A 17624-nucleotide genomic window follows, 5' to 3' on the forward strand; every position below is an offset into this window, starting at 1 on the left:
GCGCGGTGGGCGGCAGGACCGCGGTTGCCGCGCGCCGCACCGGATTGGTGCGGAGGGCGAACCTTACGACCGTAAAGTATAGCTGCCATTATGGTCCGCCACGGGACGGTTTGGCTCGTGGTGTAAACGCAGAAGGGAAAACCGCAGAAGGGAAAACGCGCAGGCTGCCCGGCGTGCGGGCCGCCGAGGGCGCGCGGCCGGGCGGCCGCGCGCGGGAACGGAACGTGTCAGCCGGCCGCCGTTTTGCGGGTCGGCCGCTTGAGCAGCGGCGCGAGATACTTGCCGGTGAAGCTGGCCTTGGTCTTCGCGACCTGCTCGGGCGTGCCCTGGGCGATGATCTGGCCGCCGCCCGCGCCGCCTTCCGGACCGAGGTCGATCACCCAGTCGGCCGTCTTGATCACGTCGAGGTTGTGCTCGATGATCACGACCGTGTTGCCCTGGTCGCGCAGCCGGTGGATCACCTCGAGCAGCAGCGCGATGTCGTGGAAGTGCAGGCCGGTCGTCGGCTCGTCGAGGATGTACAGCGTGCGGCCCGTGTCGCGCTTGGACAGCTCCAGCGACAGCTTCACGCGCTGCGCCTCGCCGCCCGACAGCGTCGTGGCCGACTGGCCGAGGCGGATGTAGCCGAGGCCGACGTCGAGCAGCGTCTTCAGCTTGCGCGCGATCACCGGCACCGCGCTGAAGAACTCGTACGCGTGCTCGACGGTCATGTCGAGCACTTCGCTGATGTTCTTGCCCTTGTACTGCACCTCGAGCGTCTCGCGGTTGTAGCGCTTGCCGTGGCACACGTCGCACGGCACGTAGACGTCCGGCAGGAAGTGCATCTCGACCTTCAGCACGCCGTCGCCCTGGCACGACTCGCAGCGGCCGCCCTTCACGTTGAACGAGAAGCGGCCGGGATCGTAGCCGCGCTCCTTGGCGGTCGGCACGCCCGAGAACAGCTCGCGGATCGGCGTGAACAGGCCCGTGTAGGTGGCCGGGTTCGAGCGCGGCGTGCGGCCGATCGGCGACTGGTCGACGTTGATCACCTTGTCGAAATGCTCGAGGCCCTCGATCGCCTCGTACGGCGCCGGCTCGGCCGACGAGCCGTACAGATGGCGCGCGACCGCGTGATACAGCGTGTCGTTGATCAGCGTCGACTTGCCGGAACCGGACACGCCGGTGATGCAGGTCAGCAGCCCGATCGGCAGCTCGAGATCGACGTGCTTCAGGTTGTTGCCGTGCGCGTCGGCGATGCGCAGCATCCGCTCGGGATCGGGCGCGATCCGCTCGTCCGGATACTCGATCGTGCGCTTGCCGACCAGATACTGGCCGGTCAGCGACTGCGGGTTCGCCTGCACCTGCTTCGGCGTGCCTTCGGCCACGATCACGCCGCCGTGCTCGCCGGCGCCCGGCCCCATGTCGACGACGTAATCGGCGGTGCGGATCATGTCCTCGTCGTGCTCGACGACGATCACCGAGTTGCCGAGGTCGCGCAGGTGCTTGAGCGTCGCGATCAGCCGGTCGTTGTCGCGCTGATGCAGCCCGATCGACGGCTCGTCGAGCACGTACATCACGCCGGTCAGGCCCGAGCCGATCTGCGACGCGAGCCGGATGCGCTGCGCTTCGCCGCCGGACAGCGTTTCGGCGCTGCGCTCGAGCGACAGGTAGTCGAGGCCGACGTTGTTCAGGAAGGTCAGGCGCGCGACGATTTCCTTGATCACCTTGTCGGCGATCTCGCGCTTCGCGCCCTCGAGCGTCAGGCCGTCGAAATAGCCGAGCGCGTCGCGCAGCGGCCAGCCGCTGATCTCGTAGATGCCGCGCGCGTAGTCGCCGGTGCCGACCCGCACGTGGCGCGCCTCGCGGCGCAGCCGCGTGCCGTCGCACGACGGGCACGGCTGGTTGTTCTGGTACTTCGCGAGCTCCTCGCGCACCGCGGCCGAATCGGTCTCGCGGTAGCGCCGCTCGAGGTTCGGGATGATCCCTTCGAACACGTGCTCGCGGATCGTCGTGCGGCCGCGCTCGTTGATGTACGAGAACGGGATGGTCTGCTTGCCCGAGCCGTACAGCAGCACCTTGCGGATCTTCTCGGGGAGATCTTCGAACGCGGCGTCGATGTCGAATTCGTAGAACGCCGCGAGGCTCTGCAGCATCTGGAAGTAGAACTGGTTGCGGCGGTCCCAGCCCTTCACCGCGCCGGCGGCGAGCGACAGCGACGGGTGCGCGACGACGCGCTTCGGATCGAAGAACGTGATCTGGCCGAGGCCGTCGCATTCCGGGCACGCGCCCATCGGGTTGTTGAACGAGAACAGGCGCGGCTCGAGCTCCTGCAGCGAGTACGAGCAGATCGGGCACGCGAACTTCGAGCTGAACAGGTGTTCGCGCTCGGTGTCCATCTCGAGCGCGATGGCGCGGCCGTCGGCGAGGCGCAGCGCCGTTTCGAACGATTCGGCGAGGCGCTGCTTCATGTCCGGGCGCACCTTCAGGCGGTCGACGACCACGTCGATCGTGTGCTTGTCGTTCTTTTTCAGCTTCGGCAGCGAGTCGACCTCGTAGATCTTCGCGACGCCTTCGTTCGCCGTGCCGCCGCCCGAGCGCACGCGAAAGCGCACGAAGCCCTGCGCCTGCATGTCCTCGAACAGCTCGGCGTGCTCGCCCTTGCGGTCCGCGACGACCGGCGCGAGGATCATCAGCTTGGTTTCCTCGGGCAGCGCGAGCGCGGCGTCGACCATCTGCGACACGCTCTGGGCCTCCAGCGGGATGTCGTGGTCGGGGCAGTACGGCGTGCCGACCCGTGCGAACAAAAGTCGCAGGTAGTCGTGGATTTCGGTGACCGTGCCGACGGTCGAACGCGGGTTGTGGGACGTCGCCTTCTGTTCGATCGAGATCGCAGGCGACAGGCCTTCGATCAGGTCGACGTCGGGTTTCTCCATCAGCTGCAGGAACTGGCGGGCATAAGCGGACAGGCTCTCGACGTAGCGGCGCTGGCCCTCGGCATAAAGGGTGTCGAACGCGAGCGACGACTTGCCCGACCCCGACAACCCGGTAATCACGACCAGCTTGTGGCGCGGCAGGTCGAGATTGACGTTTTTCAGGTTGTGGGTGCGTGCCCCACGGATACGGATCTGTTCCATGAACCTGGCCAAATGGAGGGAACCAAACCTGCTACTATAACGGCTTTTCGAGGCCGTCGTTGGGGGTCCCAGCCTTTGCAGCAGCCGGTCGACGCGCTGCCCGCGCGGGTGAAAGCGGCCTTGCCGCACGGCTTCGGGCGGCCCGCGGCGCGGCTGCGCGGCATCCTGCGAGGTGCGCCGGAAAGCTTCCTGAAAGCGCCTGCCCGGCTTGGCCGGGGCGCTGGCCCTGATCTTTCGCCGCCCGCCGCCGGGCGGACATTCCGATCATTCGAAATTCATTCCCGATGTCCAATCCGTCCGCCACGTCTTCCCGCATGACTGCGCCCGAACTGCGCGCGACCGCGTCGCTCGCGGCGATCTTCGCGCTGCGCATGCTCGGCCTGTTCATGATCATGCCGGTGTTCTCGGTCTATGCGAAAACCATCCCGGGCGGCGACAACGTGCTGCTCGTCGGGCTCGCGCTCGGCGCCTACGGCGTCACGCAGTCGCTGCTTTACATCTTCTACGGGTGGGCGTCGGACAAGTTCGGCCGCAAGCCCGTGATCGCGACCGGCCTGCTGATCTTCGCGCTCGGCAGCTTCGTCGCCGCGTTCGCGCACGACATCACGTGGATCATCGTCGGCCGGGTGATCCAGGGGATGGGCGCGGTGTCGTCCGCGGTGCTGGCGTTCATCGCCGACCTGACCTCCGAGCAGAACCGCACGAAGGCGATGGCGATGGTCGGCGGCTCGATCGGCGTGTCGTTCGCCGTCGCGATCGTCGGCGCGCCGATCGTGTTCCACTGGGTCGGCATGAGCGGGCTCTTCACGATCGTCGGCGTGCTGTCGATCGTCGCGATCGGCGTGGTGCTGTGGATCGTGCCCGACGCGGCGCGGCCCGTGCACGTGCCGGCGCCGTTCGGCGAGGTGCTGCACAACGGCGAACTGCTGCGGCTGAACTTCGGCGTGCTGGTGCTGCACGCGACGCAGACCGCGCTGTTCCTGGTCGTGCCGCGGCTCCTGGTGGACGGCGGGCTGCCGGTCGCGTCGCACTGGAAGGTGTACCTGCCGGTGATGGGGCTCGCCTTCGTGATGATGGTCCCGGCGATCATCGTCGCGGAGAAGCGCGGCAAGATGAAGCCGGTGCTGCTCGGCGGCATCCTCGCTATCCTGATCGGCCAATTGTTGCTCGGCAGCGCACCGCATACCATTCTGATCGTGGCCGCGATCCTCTTCGTGTACTTCCTGGGTTTCAACATCCTCGAAGCGTCGCAGCCGTCGCTCGTGTCGAAGCTCGCGCCCGGTTCGCGCAAGGGCGCGGCCACGGGCGTCTACAACACCACGCAATCGATCGGGCTCGCGCTCGGCGGCATCGCGGGCGGCTGGCTGCTGAAGCACGGCGGCGCGAACACCGTCTTCTATGCGTGTTCGGGGCTCGTGGCGGCGTGGCTTATAATCGCGGCCAGCATGAAAGCCCCGCCGCGCAAGGCCTGAACCCTCTTTTCGGGCACGCACGGACGGCGCTCGGCGGCTTGCTCGGCGGGCCGCTCGGAGCACCTTCGCGAGCGGTCCGGCATCGAATTTATTGGAGAAACACATGGCATCCGTCAACAAGGTCATCCTCGTCGGCAATCTCGGCGCCGATCCTGAAGTCCGTTACCTGCCGAGCGGCGACGCGGTTGCGAACATCCGTCTCGCGACGACCGATCGCTACAAGGACAAGGCGAGCGGCGACTTCAAGGAAATGACCGAGTGGCACCGCGTCGCGTTCTTCGGCCGGCTCGCCGAGATCGTCAGCGAATACCTGAAGAAGGGTTCGTCGGTCTACATCGAGGGTCGCATCCGCACGCGTAAGTGGCAGGGCCAGGATGGCCAGGATCGCTACTCGACCGAGATCGTCGCCGACCAGATGCAGATGCTCGGCGGCCGCGGCGGTGCGGGCGGCGGCGGTGGCGGCGGTGACGAAGGCGGTTACGGCGGCGGCTACGGTGGTGGCGGCGGCAGCCGCGGCGGCGAGCAGGCGGAACGCGGCAGCCGTACCGGCGGCGCATCGCGCGGCGGTGCGGGCGGTGCAGGTGGCGGCCAGAGCCGTCCGAGCGCGCCGGCAGGCGGCGGCTTCGACGAGATGGACGACGATATTCCGTTCTGATTTCCCGTATCCGAGAAATGTAAAGATCAACCCCGCCTTTTGGTGGGGTTTTTTCTTTATATATCTGGGATTCAGAGCGTTCCTTGACCCGCAACATTTGCCGGAGGGGTACCGCGGCGGCAGACGATTTTTCGCTGATAACGCATATCGTCAACTTTCGGTGTTAGCAATCCTGAGGCGCGGGCTTCCCCAGGCGTTGCCATGAAAAAGTCGTAAACATTGCGTACCTTGAGTCGGCAGCATCAAGGAGAGACGCATGCAAGTGCGATTTCACGTGGTTACGGTTCTGCATCCAGGAGGGGAGCGTCTTCCAATCCTGCTTGATGCGGAAAGGCAACCGGTGCCATGGATTAACGCGTATCTCATCAAGCACCTGCGTCCCAGGCTGTCTGTCAACAGTCTCATCAAGACGTTGCGCGCTCTCGGTTATATGTGGGCTTGGGCGTTGGCAGAGGCGTTTCCGCTGGAGACGCGTCTAGTTTCTGGCGAAGGTCTGAGTCAGGACGAGATCGTCAGTCAGCTTTACCCCTGGTTGCGGCGCAACTTCCAGACAACCCGAAAAGTTCGCAAGCTCATCGTTTCGCCGAGCACCGTAGCGTTTCGTCTGAACGTCGTTTCGCAGTGTGTCAGGTGGCATCTCGAGTGCGCGATATTCGCGATGCCAGTGGGTAGCCCAGAAATTCGCGAAATGCGAGAGAGGTTGACGTTCATTGAGCGTAGCTTCTCAACAGCGGGGCGCGTGCGCGTCGAGTCTTCGACTCATGCGACGCCGCTGTCGACAGATCAACAGCAACGACTATTGCGGATCTGCCATCCTGACTCTCGCGAGAATCCATGGAAAAAGCCGTATCGGCAGCGCAACTTCCTGATCGTGCTGATGATGGCAATGCTCGGTGTGCGTCGGGGGGAGTTGCTCAAGCTTCGGGTTTCGGACTGCCACTTGTCTCGCGCTATTCCCGAAATCCGTGTGCAGAGATCGCCCGACGATCCAAGTGATCCCCGGATCAACGAGCCGCAAGTCAAGACCGAGTCGAGACTTCTACCGTGCAACACATCGCTAGCCAGGTACCTTAACGACTACATCTGCACGACGCGCCGAAATATCCCAGGAGCCGGCAGGAGCCCGTTCCTATTTCTAAGTCGAGGCGGACAACCGATGAGCCTTGCGCGCGTGAATGGTCTCCTTGATCAGATCGCAATTGTTCATCCTGAATTCGAAGGTCTGCACCCGCATTGCCTGCGCAGCACATGTGCGACCAACTTCCGCGAGGCTGGCTTGCGCAATGGATTGGACGAGGAGCGAATCGACAAGGACATGATGTACTTCTTTGGCTGGCGCTCGGCCGACTCAGTGATGCCGTATATCGATGCGGCCATCCGGCGCGAATCGTGTGAGATCAGCCTGAGCTACCAGGCTGCGTCCCTTGGCAGGTCAATCTTCCGGAGCGACGCATGACGAACAGCGACGTGAACCAAGCTATGGCGGAACACCTGCGGCGGTACGGCCTTCCAGCGTTGCCGGATTTCGTTGTTGACCGGGATGGACGGCGAATGGACCTCCATGGCACGGTATGGAAGTTTAATGTGGCGACTGAGCACATAGCCGTCGACTGGTCCAGCTTTGCCGACTGCAATGCGATTGTGAGCTATGCGCTGCGGCGATGGGCCGTGCTGCTGCTTGCTCAACAAGCTGGCCGAACCGTGGCGAACGGTATCCGCACCATTGTCGATGCGCTTCGCGATCCCCTCTCAGAACGGGGTCAACATATGTGGCCAGGGCTGGCCGAGATTACTGATCCAGTGCGTATGCGAACGGCTCTGCGCGCCCAGATGGAAAGGGCAATTCAGGGCCTGCGAGTACGGAAAGCAATGGTCGACTTTTACGTCCTGCGCCATTGGTATCTTTGGTCATCGGAAATGTTGGACTGCCTCGGTTTCGACGAGGAATTCGCTCTCGAACTCGATGAAGTTCAAATTCCTGCGCGACCGTCGCGTCTTGCGGTTGAACTCGAGGACGAGGAGTGCGGTCCGCTCTGGGATACCGAAGTGACGATTCTTCGTCGCGCGCTGCTGGAGGATGTATCGACGGCGCGTCAGCACGTAATGCAGCGCGCGGCAGTCGCGCTCAGTCTTGCATACGGTCGCAATCCATCTAACTTCTGCCTGCTGCGGGAGACAGACTTTAGGAATGTGCTTGCAGGGTTTGACGTGCTGGAGCAATGGACGCTCTCAATTCCCAGAATTAAGAAGCCGGGTGTTGGTGCCAGGCAGGCCTTTATCGAGGAACGCGTGAGCGACGAACTGGCGGGCTTCTTGCGGACGCTTCTTGATGCGAACAAATTGGTTGACTGTGGCGATCACCCCCGGCCTATCTTCATGCGCGAGAATTTTGATCGTTGGTGTCAGGACACCGGCGTCGGTGAATACGGCTACCACATTAAAGTCGATGAATTCCGCCTGTTGATAAAACGGTTTGCCGTACGGATGAATCTTTTTTCCCCACGTACGGGGCAGGCTCTTCATGTTACTTCCCGTCGGTTGCGCTATACGTTCGCGACGACAATGGTGGAATTGGGTGTGTCAAAGAGAGTGCTTGCCGCCATGCTTGATCACTCCGACACGCAGCACGTTCAGGTTTATTACGCCCTGAAGGGGCGGCGCCTGACCAAGATTCTCGATCAGGCGGCCGCGCTGAAGATGGGGCCGCTGATGAGGCTGTTTCGTGGAACACTGGTACCGTCATCCGAGTGTGCCGTGAGTGGCCCTGATCCTACGAAGCGCATCCAGTTCGTTGGTGATATATCGGCGGTACTGCCGGTTGAAATCGGAGCCTGCGGACAGGATCAGCTTTGTGCCCTTGATCCACCGTTCTCGTGCTACCTCTGTCCAAAGTTCCAACCCTACGTGGAAGCCGACCATCAGGCGGTGCTAAGCGAACTGCTCGCGGGCCGCAAGTACCGTCAAACGAAATACGGCGCGCGTTTGTCAATCCAGTTGGATGATGTCATCTACGCGGTTGCGCAAGTGATCCGAGAGGTCGACGAATATGTCTGCGGGCGTCGCAAGAAAGCGTAAATCGATGGCGGCGCTTGCCAGTGCGGTTGGCAAGCTGTCGGATAACTGGATCGTCAACCGTGAGACGCTAGTAGACAAAGCAAAGGTCTTAGTCCCGTTCCCGGGCGTGGAATGGGACGGTACTGTCTGGGATGTATCGTTGGCTTACCTGCACCGCACCCGTGGCTACAAAGCGGACCGACCAGCCCAGCGTCTGCTGTTCACGCAGCATAGCCACGTGCCACGGATGCCCGGGGCGCCATTTAGGGGGGCGTTTGGGGATGTCGTGAAGTCGCTTATATGCCAGCGGCATCGTCAACGGGGGCAGTCGGCAAGCAGTCACATGGTGTTTATCCGGGCTTCGCGCTACGTGTTCGATGCATTGGCAGATAGAGACTATGACATCGGCCAGTTGACGGCGAATCATCTGGATGCTGCGGCTGCAAGGCTGTTCGAGCGCGAGAGGGAGTCAACGGCATACAAGGTCGTTGGTCACATGGAGGAGTTCGCCGATGCGCTAGATCGTAACGGTTTGTGCAGGATACGACTCGACTGGCGCTGCCGACGCAAATCCCGTCCGAAATCAATGACGCCTGGTCGGATTGACGACTTGGCACAGCAGGTCGGGCAACATAGTCAGCTACCAGATGAGGAGGCCATCCGCGCGATCGGCTACCTCTATCAGCAGATCCCACGTGACGCATCGCCACATGATCCCGTCAGTGCCGATCGCATCATGATTCTGATTGCAACGGTAATGGTCTGCACCGGGCTGCGCATTGGCGAAATGCTGACCTTGCCAGAGAAACCCATCTCCCGTGCTGAAGACGGCAGCAAAAATCTGCGCTATGCGCGCTTGAAGGGACGTGCCGACGATGTGGCCGTCGAGTGGCTTATCAAACCGCTGTTGACGGAGACCGAGGAGGTCGTCGAAGCAGCACTGATCGAGCTATGGGAGGCGACGCAGGGAGCTCGCCAAATATCCCGCTCGTTCCATGAGTCGGGCGAGCTACTCGCAGCCTTACCGTTACAGGCGGAAATTGTTGGCACTTCGTTACCCGCAATACTCGGACTGCGCAGCAAAGCGGTCGCGCAGTTCCTGAAAGCTCGGCGCATCACTTACACCGTCGTCGCGAAGAATATTCGGATCAGTCGCGAGGCGCTGCTTCAGGGAATTCGGGGCGACCACTGGGCATCGCCCACCATACCCGGCACACCCGGTCGCGGCCTTGCGCTCCATGAAGCGCTCTGCGTTGTTTACACAAATCAGATGCACCGTGGCACTCGAACGACGCTGACCTACGCGGCGCGTCCGATCACTGACCAGAACGTGCGGGATTTCCTGACTGGACGTGGAGTCGTTGGTTCCGTTTTCGAGCGTTACGCGATCGCCGACAGTAGTGGCGGCCAAATAAACGTTCGCTCGCATGGATTTCGTCACTTTCTAAACCATCTACTGGACGAGGGTGGTGCACCGGATCTCGTGCAGACCAAATGGTTCGGGCGCAAGCATGCCGGCGACACAAAGGCCTATCAGCACCTGACGCACGCCCAAAAGGCCGCGCAAGTAGTGGCGGACATCATGGACGGTCAAATCAGCGGTGCGGTGACGGAACTTGCGAAGGTTCTGCCAGCCGAGCTCGCACAGACATTCCTGACTGCACGCATCCATGCCGTCCACGATGTCGGACCGGGAATGTGCATTCACGACTTCCAGATGGCGCCGTGCCCGCGACATCTGCAGTGCACGGTGAACTGCGACGAGTACATCTGGTTGAAGCGCGATGCGTCACGGTCAGACGAACTCAAGAGACAGGCGGCCGTTGTCTATATCAGCCTGCAAAGTGTTCAGAAGCAGATCGACGGACAGGCGTTGGTTGAGCCGGACTGGATGAGGCACCTGCGTATCCGGTACGACCAGCTGATGACGCAATTGGCACCGCTCAACTTCGGGGAAGTAGATCTTGTACGCTATATCGATCAAGGGGGCTGCCATGCCGAAGGCGATTCGAGCTAACTCGAAAATCAGTGCTGCAAAGTTGACGAGCATCATCGCTGAGCTTGAGCGGTGGCGAGACAAGGAGCTCGGCGTCAAACTGACATGGGAGAGGATTGAAGCGTTTTCAGGATTTACGCGGCAAGCACTGAGTCGTCACCCGAAGATTGCAAGTGCATATCAGGAAGCCAAACAGTCCCTGTCAATGCCTGGTCGTCGTTCCCGGTCACGTTCGCAAGACGACGAGCGCGCGTACTTTGACGAAACTCTTGCTTCGCTACGAGCGGAGGTGAGGCGATACGAAGCATTGGAACAGGAGTGGCTTCGGCGTTGGCAACGCATCGCATTCCATTGCTCCAGACGCGGGCTGAGCATCGGTGAACTTGATCAACCGCTGGATGATCCAGGACGAAGCTTCGATGCAGGAAGAAGAGTGTGATCGCAGCTCAATCGGAGTTCTCGATCGTCGACGCTGCACGGTCGAACCTCGGTCACTGCCGCGAGTTCTATTGCGCTTCTTCAAGGATAGTCAGTAATTCACTTCTCAGGTCGGACAGGGCCGACTCCACCCCATTGTCGTTGTATTCGTCCAAGTATGCAGTGGCTATGAGCGTGAGAGGGTGGACGCCTAGTACCTCTGCCAACTGCTCGATCTTTCCGAGAGTAGGAGACTTGAGGCCGCGCTCGACGGTGCTGACATAGGTGCGGCTGGAGACAACGCCGAAGTCCTCTTGAGATACTCCTTTCGCTTGGCGAAGCATCCGCAACGCTGCGCCGATTCGCGCCGATGAGTGCATGCAAGCCCCCTCGATAAAGGACTTGATGTACTCATTTCGAACACTAAAGAACTACAATCTATAGTGTTCATTTGGTATCATCGGCGCCATGTTTGCAACACACAAAGCCAATGCATTGCCGTTTTATTCCGCCGTCGCGGGGGATCAATTTTCTGTATGGTCGATCGTCGACATCTGGGGAGGCAATGACGCACTTGTTCTCCAGCTGTCAGAGAGTGCTCAGCGAGGAAGTCCAAGAAAAGTCACCCTTGTCGATTTGAAGGATTGCCCAGCTGTAATCCAGCAGTGCGTTAGCGATGGACTCGTGGTTCGCGGTGCTGCAATCCTGCGATTGAGTGCCGCGTGTTCGTCGCGGATGTGGAAGCTTGAAGCGTTGCGAGAGATTCGTGCCGGTGTGATTCCACCGACGGTGCAGAAGAGTCGCAACGTACGCCAACGTCCAGCCATGGCGTTGATTGCCGAGGACGGTTCTCGGCACTACCTCCCGATGGCAGCCGATGCTCCGACATACCCTAGCAAGGGCCAACGAGTTTATCGTCGATCGATCACCACGAAAGCGAGTACCGGGAACTTGTGACGTCCGATCTACCGGGGCCAGGGTGGGTGTCGCGAGGCATCGTAGACATGTCCGCCCGACGTGCGACTCGATGCTACGGCGCTTACCTTTTCGACGTGCTTCTCATCATTCTCGGTAGGTACCGTGGAACGGATGAGATCCCGTTCCAATTCACGACGATACCGACTGTCACTCCCTATCCAGATCAACGACGAGCTGTCGTGTCACCTCTGGCTTCGCTGTCAGCGAAATAAACTTCGCTGTCAGCGAAGTTTATGCTATGCTGAAGTCTGGTTGGTGTTGAAGATAAAGCCAGCGTGGTACCTGGACCGTTTTCATCGGTCTGCGGAGAGGTAACTCTCCAAACCTTACCCCGGCACGTGTGCTCGGGGCCCCGCCCGCCGCCTGGTACGGCGGGCGGAGACGGATAGGCAGGGGAAACGTCGTCCCGCTTCGATTTCTCGTTACGTACTGGTCCCGAGGCAATTGTGCCGAGGGGTAACGAGAGAACACCATGGTCAAAAAAACCATACCCAACCAGGGACGACAGTCAGTGCATCAATCTCGGGGCGGTTCGTGGGCCAAGCTTCGGCGAGCCCTGGTCAACCCCAAGACCGTGTCACTGTTGATGGGATGGCTTCGCGTTGCTGTTGCGATTGCGCGGCTGTTCGATCACTGGACGCGGTGAGCGCCGACACCCCTGCCTAGTCCTTGTTTTGAAAGGAGGCGATCAAATGTTGCACAAGGCTTTACGCCACCTTCGCCGATATCATCGAATGACCCAGGAAGAGTTGGCGAGCCGCCTCGAGATTTCCAACAACTACTTGTCGGAGATCGAATCGGGCAAGAAGGCGCATGCAATCACGGTCGATTTGCTGAACAGATATGCGAGCGTGTTTGGCGTACCCGTGTCGAGCCTGATGCTGTTCTCCGAGGAGTTGGAATCCGACAAGCGCAGCGAGAAGATTCGTGTTGCGATGGCGTCAAACGTGCTGAAGGTACTGGACTGGGTAGCCGCCGATGACGAGAGACGCGCGTAAGCGAGATAAATCTGCGGGGCGTGCACGACTGCGCAAGAACAAGTCGGCGCGCTATCCGATCGAATCGTCTCCGCTCTGGAAATTGTCGAGCATTCATCAACTCGCGGTACTGATCGGCATTCCAGTCGATGAGCTTGAGGCCACGTGCATGGCGCCGACGTACCATCGATTCGATGAAGCATCGAAGGACGGTAAGGAGCCGCGGCACATCCAAGAGCCTACTGGAGCCACGCTGCGTGCTCACTATCGCCTTGTCAGGCATCTAGATAGTATTCAACGGCCCGATTTCCTGCATTCCGCCACGAAGAAGCGCTCACACATTACGAACGCTCGAGCTCATGCCGAGAGCGGTGGTGCCGTAGTGGCGATGGATATACGCAAATTCTTCGAGAGCACAATGTATCAGCACGTCAAGAGTTTCTTTCACAAAGATCTCGGCTGCTCGCACGATATTGCTCGGTTCTTGGCAAACATCTGTACTGCGGATGGACATCTGCCGACTGGCAGTTGCATCAGTCCGTTGCTCTCGTATTTCACGCATCGTCATCTTTTCGCAGACATCGAACGACTCTGCGCTGAGCGTGGTGTCACGATGACCCTTTACGTTGATGACTTGACCCTATCGGGCCCTCATGCGACAAAAGGCCTGCTATTTGAAACAAAGGTAATGATTAAGCGGTGTGGTCTGCGAACGAAGGATGCAAAGGACGCTGTCGTGCGGCCGGGAAAGGCAGCCATCATTACGGGAGTCGTGCGACGCGACGGCGGTGTTCGGCTTCGCAACAAGCACCACGGTGCGATTGTGGCAATTCAAGATTCGATTGCGACAGCCGGTGATAACAACCGCGACGTGCTGAGAGGACGATTGGCGGCTGCGCGAGCAGTGGAGCCGAGCGCTGCTGCTCGTCTCGAGGAGCGATTGACGCGTATGATGACGAGAAAGTCGGTGAACGAATCGCTCAAGTAAGGGAGCGATATACGGCGGTATCATAGCGTCGATTAGTATTGAGTCAATGACGCTACGAGCAGTCCGAGCGAGAAGTTCGGGGATCGGATGCTCACGATGTGCGAAGACGTATGTCAATGCGCAAGAAGAAATATATGAGGGGATATGTGTACAAATCCGACTCAGAAGCCAGTGCGGAAGAGCCGTTTTTCGGTCAAGCGCGGCGTTATTCCTCCGTCGTCCCAGATTTTGCTAATTCACCCCGACCAGTGGGAGAAGCTTGTCGAGGTGGCCTGCCTAAATCGTCCGCTCGGCGGTGGCGCGAAGTACGCCTTCGTCAAGCATTTGGGCGGCTCTGGGGATGGTGGGCGCGACGTCGAAGCTCGCCTGGTTCCCGCATTGAGCGCGGGGCAATGGGACTTGTTCCAAGGCAAGCATTATGACCACGCGTTGACGCCGACCGACGTGTTCAAAGAACTGGTCAAGTTCTTCAAGCACTTAGCGGCGAAGACTTACCCTGAGCCGCGCTACTACTACCTCTGCGCACCGCGCGGCGTGGGTAATGATCTGCATAATCTGCTAGCCAAGCCCAACGAATTCAAACAGCGCCTGCTGGACGCATGGAAGGCGGAGAGAACAGGGCTTCAGGGGCGTGCCGCTGAGTTGACTCAGGAACTCGAGAGTCTGGTTACTGCTTTCGACTTCCGGAATATCGTCGAATGCCAGACGCGAGACATTCTGGAATGGCATGCCCTGGATCGAAAGGCCCACTTCGAACTGTTCGGCATCGAGGGGGAGCGTGGTGACGATCCCTTGGCCCCAACCGCCCCCGAAGTCCGTGAACATGTCTACATCGAGGAGTTGCGGAAAGTTTACGCTGAAGTTTGCGGCATGAGCTTGACGCTTGATGAACTGATGTCATCGGATTCGTGCGGTGAGCATTTCCAAAGTCATCGTGTGCTTTTCTACTGCGCTGAAGGCCTGAAGACATTCAGTAGAGATACGTATGGAGAAGCCGAGTTCGATGCATTGCTGAACATGGTGCTGACCGGCATAGGGCCGAAGGTCAAAAGCCCGCGACACCGAACCGGGCTCGACAGGCTTGAGGCGGGCACCAGTGGCGCCGAGCAACTGGTCGTCAGCGATAGCGTACTTGCTCCCAAATTGCGGCCTGGTGATCTGCCGGGTACCTGCCACCACTTGGTGAACCAGAAGAGGCTAAAGTGGGTCAAGTGAAGCGACGGGCGCTGCCTGTATTCAATTCACCCTTCGAGCTTGGCATACGCATGGTCTACTTGCTGCAGGCACTCACGCCGCGAGGAGCGGACCTACAGAAACTGGTGCTTCTCGACTATGCCATCGTGTACTCAGCCGACTTGAACGGACCGAGCAGCTTGCATACGCCCATCCCATTTCGCGGCGCGGAGCTCATGAGCCGACGCGAGCTAATTGAGCAGGGGCTCTACTTAATGAGCACGCGTGGCTTGGTGACGGCCACGTGGGGTGCAGATGGGATCACTTATTTTGCAGGGGATCTCGCGCGAACTATGACGGGCGCGCTGACTTCAAACTATCTGCGCGAGTTGGAGCACCGCTGCACATGGGTAGCGGAACACTATGGTCAAGCAGGCTCCACGGAACTCACTGCTCAGTTCGCTGCTAGCGGCCACCTGTGGGGCGCCGAGCTTGAGTCGGTGGCACGAGATGGAGGCGGCGTATGGGCATAGTTCTGACGTCTCTTTCGGTCCTTGGGCCCGATCGTGAAGTCGCTCAAGTCACGTTCCACCCCAAGCGGCGGCTGATCCGAGGACCAAGTGAGACCGGGAAGTCGTACATCTACGACTGCCTCTGGTACATGTTGGGAGGCGACGATTTTCCCGAAACGTTTCCGTTGTCGCAGGGTTATCAGGAATTTTGCTTGCGGTTTACCGCTCTCGGCGATGAATATGAAGTCCGCCGCGGGATATCTGGCGGCGGCACGGCAATTTACTGGCGAGCGTTGGGCAGCCCCGAGGAACAAGCGTTCGAGCCTCTGGATCAAGACCTCGGGAAATTGCTCGTGAGCCTGTCTGGTGCTGACGGCAAGCAGATTCTGCGCAATCACAGTAAGCGGGGCGCTGTGACGGGGGACGACCTTCGTCACTGGGCGTTGTGGTCGCAATCCGATATCCCCGCTAAGCAGCCCAGCGTTGGGATCGGGCAAGCAGCGTCGAAGCGTGAGGCTTCTTTCCATCTATTCGTGACGGGTACCGACGACTCCGGTATTCAACTCCGCAAGTCTCTGTCAGAGGCCGAGCGTGCCCGCGGCGAGTTACAAGCCGCTGAGGCTGCTTTAGCGCGCATTCAAGAATTCATGTCGACGGATCTGAATCGCGGGGATGTAGCAGACGCGCTGGAGCGGGTGGATAGTACTTTGTCGGCGATGACGAGCCAGTATGACGCGCGTGCTTCCGCATTGCAGGATCTGCGCAAGCAGATTGCAGAAACGTCAGACAGTTTGCGCAGAGTAGAAAATAGACGAAATCATGCGCAGTCCATGATTAGCCGGTTCGAGCTGCTGGACAAGAAGTACACGAACGACTTGGCACGCCTTGGTGGCACTAGCGAGGGCGTCGCATTCTTCCAGGAACTTCCAACGGTGGATTGCCCCTTGTGCGGCACGCCGGCGGAAAGTCAAGTTGACCCTAACGACCTGCGTCCCGGGGCGCCTGGCAATTATCGAACGGCCATCGCGGCGGAGGTCGAGAAGATTCGTATCTTGCGCATCGGACTCCTCGGGGCACTCCACCACGAGCGAAACCGATATCAACTCTGCAAGACTGACGCTGAGAAACTTGCGGGTGATATGAGTGCGTTGCAGAACCGTGAGGCGACAGTTCTACAGAACGCACGCATAGAATTTACTGCTGACCCGAAGAGCTTGGCGCTGCGACGTTCTGAGCTCTCGGCGCAACTGAGTAACTTCGACGAGATGCAGCGCTTAACAGCCGAGATTGGTCGTTTGAAGAAGGCTACCGTTCGCAAGCGCATCACCGTAACTCGTGAAGCCGGTACATTCGGGCGCGAGGTGGCGGATCGTGCGAGGGAGTTGTTGAGTGCCTGGGGGTTCAACGCTATCGAAAATATCGCACTCGATGACGACGCGTGCGACCTGCGTATCGACGATCGCTCAAGATTGAGCTACGGCGCGGGTGTGCGAGGTCTGTACCTATCCTCGCTAATGGTTGCACTCATGGAGCATGCCCTTGAGAAAGGACATCCCCATCTCGGTGTCGTTGTCTTGGATTCCCCCTTAAAGACGTACGCAGATCCGGAGTCGACCGAGGAACATGAGGTACCTCCTGCAACGATCGTTGATCGGTTCTATAGCTGGATGTCTACATGGAGCGGACGTGGCCAAGTCATTGTTCTCGAGAACGAACCCATAAAGTTGGAGACTGCGGAAGCACTCGATCCCATCACGTTCACGCGTATTCGTGGCAAAGGTAGGTACGGTTTTTATCCATTACGCGACGGCGTCAGCCATGGTTTGGAAGCCGAGGAAGCCGAGGAAGCTGAGTCGAGCGAAGCAGGTGGTGTGCCCAGCGACGATCTGGGCGATGAAGACGACGCAGGAATGGGAGTGCGGAGCTAGTACCGCGTTGCTGCTACCTACGTTGGACACCTAGTGGCTCAACGTTCTAGCTTGTTCTCGGTCCCATACGTTCATCCAATATGAGCTTGATCAAGACGAAGTACGAAAGACTGGCCCCTCGAATGGAGTACCTCTGTGATGAGGTGGTTCTGGCGCTTGCTTGGAAGAAGGCTTCGGCGTACGTCCGAAGGCACAACTGGTATGCAGACACGTTAGAGTTGGATGCCTCCGGGCTCAATCTCGAGGGGTTGACCCAAGCGTGGTCATTCGAGGTCGCAAATAAGCACTATGAGCCCAACCCCGCCAGATTGGTGCCGGCACCGAAGAATGGGCGCTGGGGCTTCGCAGAGAATCTACCGGG

At 59.8% G+C, this 17624-nt stretch carries 14 protein-coding genes; 12 read left to right on the forward strand and 2 right to left on the reverse strand.

Going from position 1 to position 17624, the window contains the following annotated elements:
- Nucleotides 1-227: 227 nt before the first annotated feature.
- Complete coding sequence (uvrA, locus tag C3Y15_RS07355) at nucleotides 228-3113, reverse strand: excinuclease ABC subunit UvrA (RefSeq protein ID WP_011886044.1); 2886 nt, start codon at nucleotides 3111-3113, stop codon at nucleotides 228-230.
- 284 nt (nucleotides 3114-3397) lie between these two features.
- On the opposite strand from uvrA, the gene C3Y15_RS07365 reads away from it, so the two are divergent.
- The 6 genes from C3Y15_RS07365 (at nucleotide 3398) to C3Y15_RS07390 (ending at nucleotide 10729) form a co-directional block, all read left to right on the forward strand.
- Nucleotides 3398-4585 (forward strand): MFS transporter, encoded by a 1188-nt coding sequence (locus C3Y15_RS07365; RefSeq protein ID WP_014723660.1) that lies wholly within the window; start codon nucleotides 3398-3400, stop codon nucleotides 4583-4585.
- A gap of 103 nt (nucleotides 4586-4688) precedes the next feature.
- The gene (locus tag C3Y15_RS07370) at nucleotides 4689-5240 is read left to right on the forward strand and encodes a single-stranded DNA-binding protein (RefSeq protein ID WP_059461221.1); all 552 of its coding nucleotides are present in this window, start codon (nucleotides 4689-4691) and stop codon (nucleotides 5238-5240) included.
- A 256-nt stretch (nucleotides 5241-5496) separates the two neighbouring features.
- Nucleotides 5497-6696 carry a site-specific integrase gene (locus tag C3Y15_RS07375; RefSeq protein WP_069239275.1) on the forward strand — a complete coding sequence of 400 codons (1200 nt, stop codon included), beginning with the start codon at nucleotides 5497-5499 and terminating at the stop codon, nucleotides 6694-6696.
- Nucleotides 6693-8315: a site-specific integrase gene (locus tag C3Y15_RS07380; RefSeq protein ID WP_080484308.1), complete on the forward strand. Its 1623-nt coding sequence runs from the start codon at nucleotides 6693-6695 to the stop codon at nucleotides 8313-8315. The genes C3Y15_RS07375 and C3Y15_RS07380 overlap by 4 nt, the downstream gene beginning before the upstream one ends.
- Nucleotides 8316-8319: 4 nt before the next feature.
- Complete coding sequence (locus C3Y15_RS07385; protein ID WP_224056243.1) at nucleotides 8320-10311, forward strand: integrase; 1992 nt, start codon at nucleotides 8320-8322, stop codon at nucleotides 10309-10311.
- Complete coding sequence (locus tag C3Y15_RS07390; protein WP_124259937.1) at nucleotides 10289-10729, forward strand: hypothetical protein; 441 nt, start codon at nucleotides 10289-10291, stop codon at nucleotides 10727-10729. The genes C3Y15_RS07385 and C3Y15_RS07390 overlap by 23 nt, the downstream gene beginning before the upstream one ends.
- Nucleotides 10730-10796: 67 nt before the next feature.
- Here C3Y15_RS07390 and C3Y15_RS07395 read toward each other — a convergent pair whose 3' ends face one another.
- Entirely contained in the window at nucleotides 10797-11087 is a 291-nt protein-coding gene (locus C3Y15_RS07395; protein ID WP_069239277.1) for a helix-turn-helix transcriptional regulator, read from the reverse strand.
- A gap of 1290 nt (nucleotides 11088-12377) precedes the next feature.
- On the opposite strand from C3Y15_RS07395, the gene C3Y15_RS07400 reads away from it, so the two are divergent.
- The 6 genes from C3Y15_RS07400 to C3Y15_RS31955 all read left to right on the forward strand — a co-directional run.
- Nucleotides 12378-12683: a helix-turn-helix transcriptional regulator gene (locus tag C3Y15_RS07400; RefSeq protein WP_069239278.1), complete on the forward strand. Its 306-nt coding sequence runs from the start codon at nucleotides 12378-12380 to the stop codon at nucleotides 12681-12683.
- Nucleotides 12664-13650: a reverse transcriptase family protein gene (locus C3Y15_RS07405; RefSeq protein ID WP_080484309.1), complete on the forward strand. Its 987-nt coding sequence runs from the start codon at nucleotides 12664-12666 to the stop codon at nucleotides 13648-13650. The genes C3Y15_RS07400 and C3Y15_RS07405 overlap by 20 nt, the downstream gene beginning before the upstream one ends.
- A 171-nt stretch (nucleotides 13651-13821) precedes the next feature.
- Nucleotides 13822-14865: an ABC-three component system protein gene (locus C3Y15_RS07410; RefSeq protein WP_224056244.1), complete on the forward strand. Its 1044-nt coding sequence runs from the start codon at nucleotides 13822-13824 to the stop codon at nucleotides 14863-14865.
- Nucleotides 14862-15356 carry an ABC-three component system middle component 2 gene (locus C3Y15_RS32595; RefSeq protein WP_347877299.1) on the forward strand — a complete coding sequence of 165 codons (495 nt, stop codon included), beginning with the start codon at nucleotides 14862-14864 and terminating at the stop codon, nucleotides 15354-15356. The genes C3Y15_RS07410 and C3Y15_RS32595 overlap by 4 nt, the downstream gene beginning before the upstream one ends.
- Nucleotides 15347-17263, forward strand: a complete 1917-nt coding sequence (locus C3Y15_RS07420; RefSeq protein ID WP_069239281.1) for a hypothetical protein — start codon at nucleotides 15347-15349, stop codon at nucleotides 17261-17263. The genes C3Y15_RS32595 and C3Y15_RS07420 overlap by 10 nt, the downstream gene beginning before the upstream one ends.
- Before the next feature lie 80 nt (nucleotides 17264-17343).
- The coding region (locus C3Y15_RS31955; protein WP_208328095.1) for a hypothetical protein at nucleotides 17344-17624 on the forward strand (281 nt) is incomplete at its 3' end.

This window comes from Burkholderia sp. B10, from assembly GCF_004368385.1.
GTDB classification, from domain to species: domain Bacteria; phylum Pseudomonadota; class Gammaproteobacteria; order Burkholderiales; family Burkholderiaceae; genus Burkholderia; species Burkholderia vietnamiensis.

What these genes read in the sequence shown, in the direction of transcription:
- C3Y15_RS07390 (WP_124259937.1), top strand. Translation starts at nt 10,289, where the DNA reads ATGCCGAAGGCGATTCGAGCTAACTCGAAAATCAGTGCTGCAAAGTTG.
- C3Y15_RS07420 (WP_069239281.1), top strand. Translation starts at nt 15,347, where the DNA reads ATGGGCATAGTTCTGACGTCTCTTTCGGTCCTTGGGCCCGATCGTGAA.
- C3Y15_RS07395 (WP_069239277.1), bottom strand. Translation starts at nt 11,087, where the DNA reads ATGCACTCATCGGCGCGAATCGGCGCAGCGTTGCGGATGCTTCGCCAA.
- C3Y15_RS07380 (WP_080484308.1), top strand. Translation starts at nt 6,693, where the DNA reads ATGACGAACAGCGACGTGAACCAAGCTATGGCGGAACACCTGCGGCGG.
- C3Y15_RS07400 (WP_069239278.1), top strand. Translation starts at nt 12,378, where the DNA reads ATGTTGCACAAGGCTTTACGCCACCTTCGCCGATATCATCGAATGACC.
- C3Y15_RS07405 (WP_080484309.1), top strand. Translation starts at nt 12,664, where the DNA reads ATGACGAGAGACGCGCGTAAGCGAGATAAATCTGCGGGGCGTGCACGA.
- C3Y15_RS07385 (WP_224056243.1), top strand. Translation starts at nt 8,320, where the DNA reads ATGGCGGCGCTTGCCAGTGCGGTTGGCAAGCTGTCGGATAACTGGATC.
- C3Y15_RS07375 (WP_069239275.1), top strand. Translation starts at nt 5,497, where the DNA reads ATGCAAGTGCGATTTCACGTGGTTACGGTTCTGCATCCAGGAGGGGAG.
- C3Y15_RS07365 (WP_014723660.1), top strand. Translation starts at nt 3,398, where the DNA reads ATGTCCAATCCGTCCGCCACGTCTTCCCGCATGACTGCGCCCGAACTG.
- uvrA (WP_011886044.1), bottom strand. Translation starts at nt 3,113, where the DNA reads ATGGAACAGATCCGTATCCGTGGGGCACGCACCCACAACCTGAAAAAC.
- C3Y15_RS07370 (WP_059461221.1), top strand. Translation starts at nt 4,689, where the DNA reads ATGGCATCCGTCAACAAGGTCATCCTCGTCGGCAATCTCGGCGCCGAT.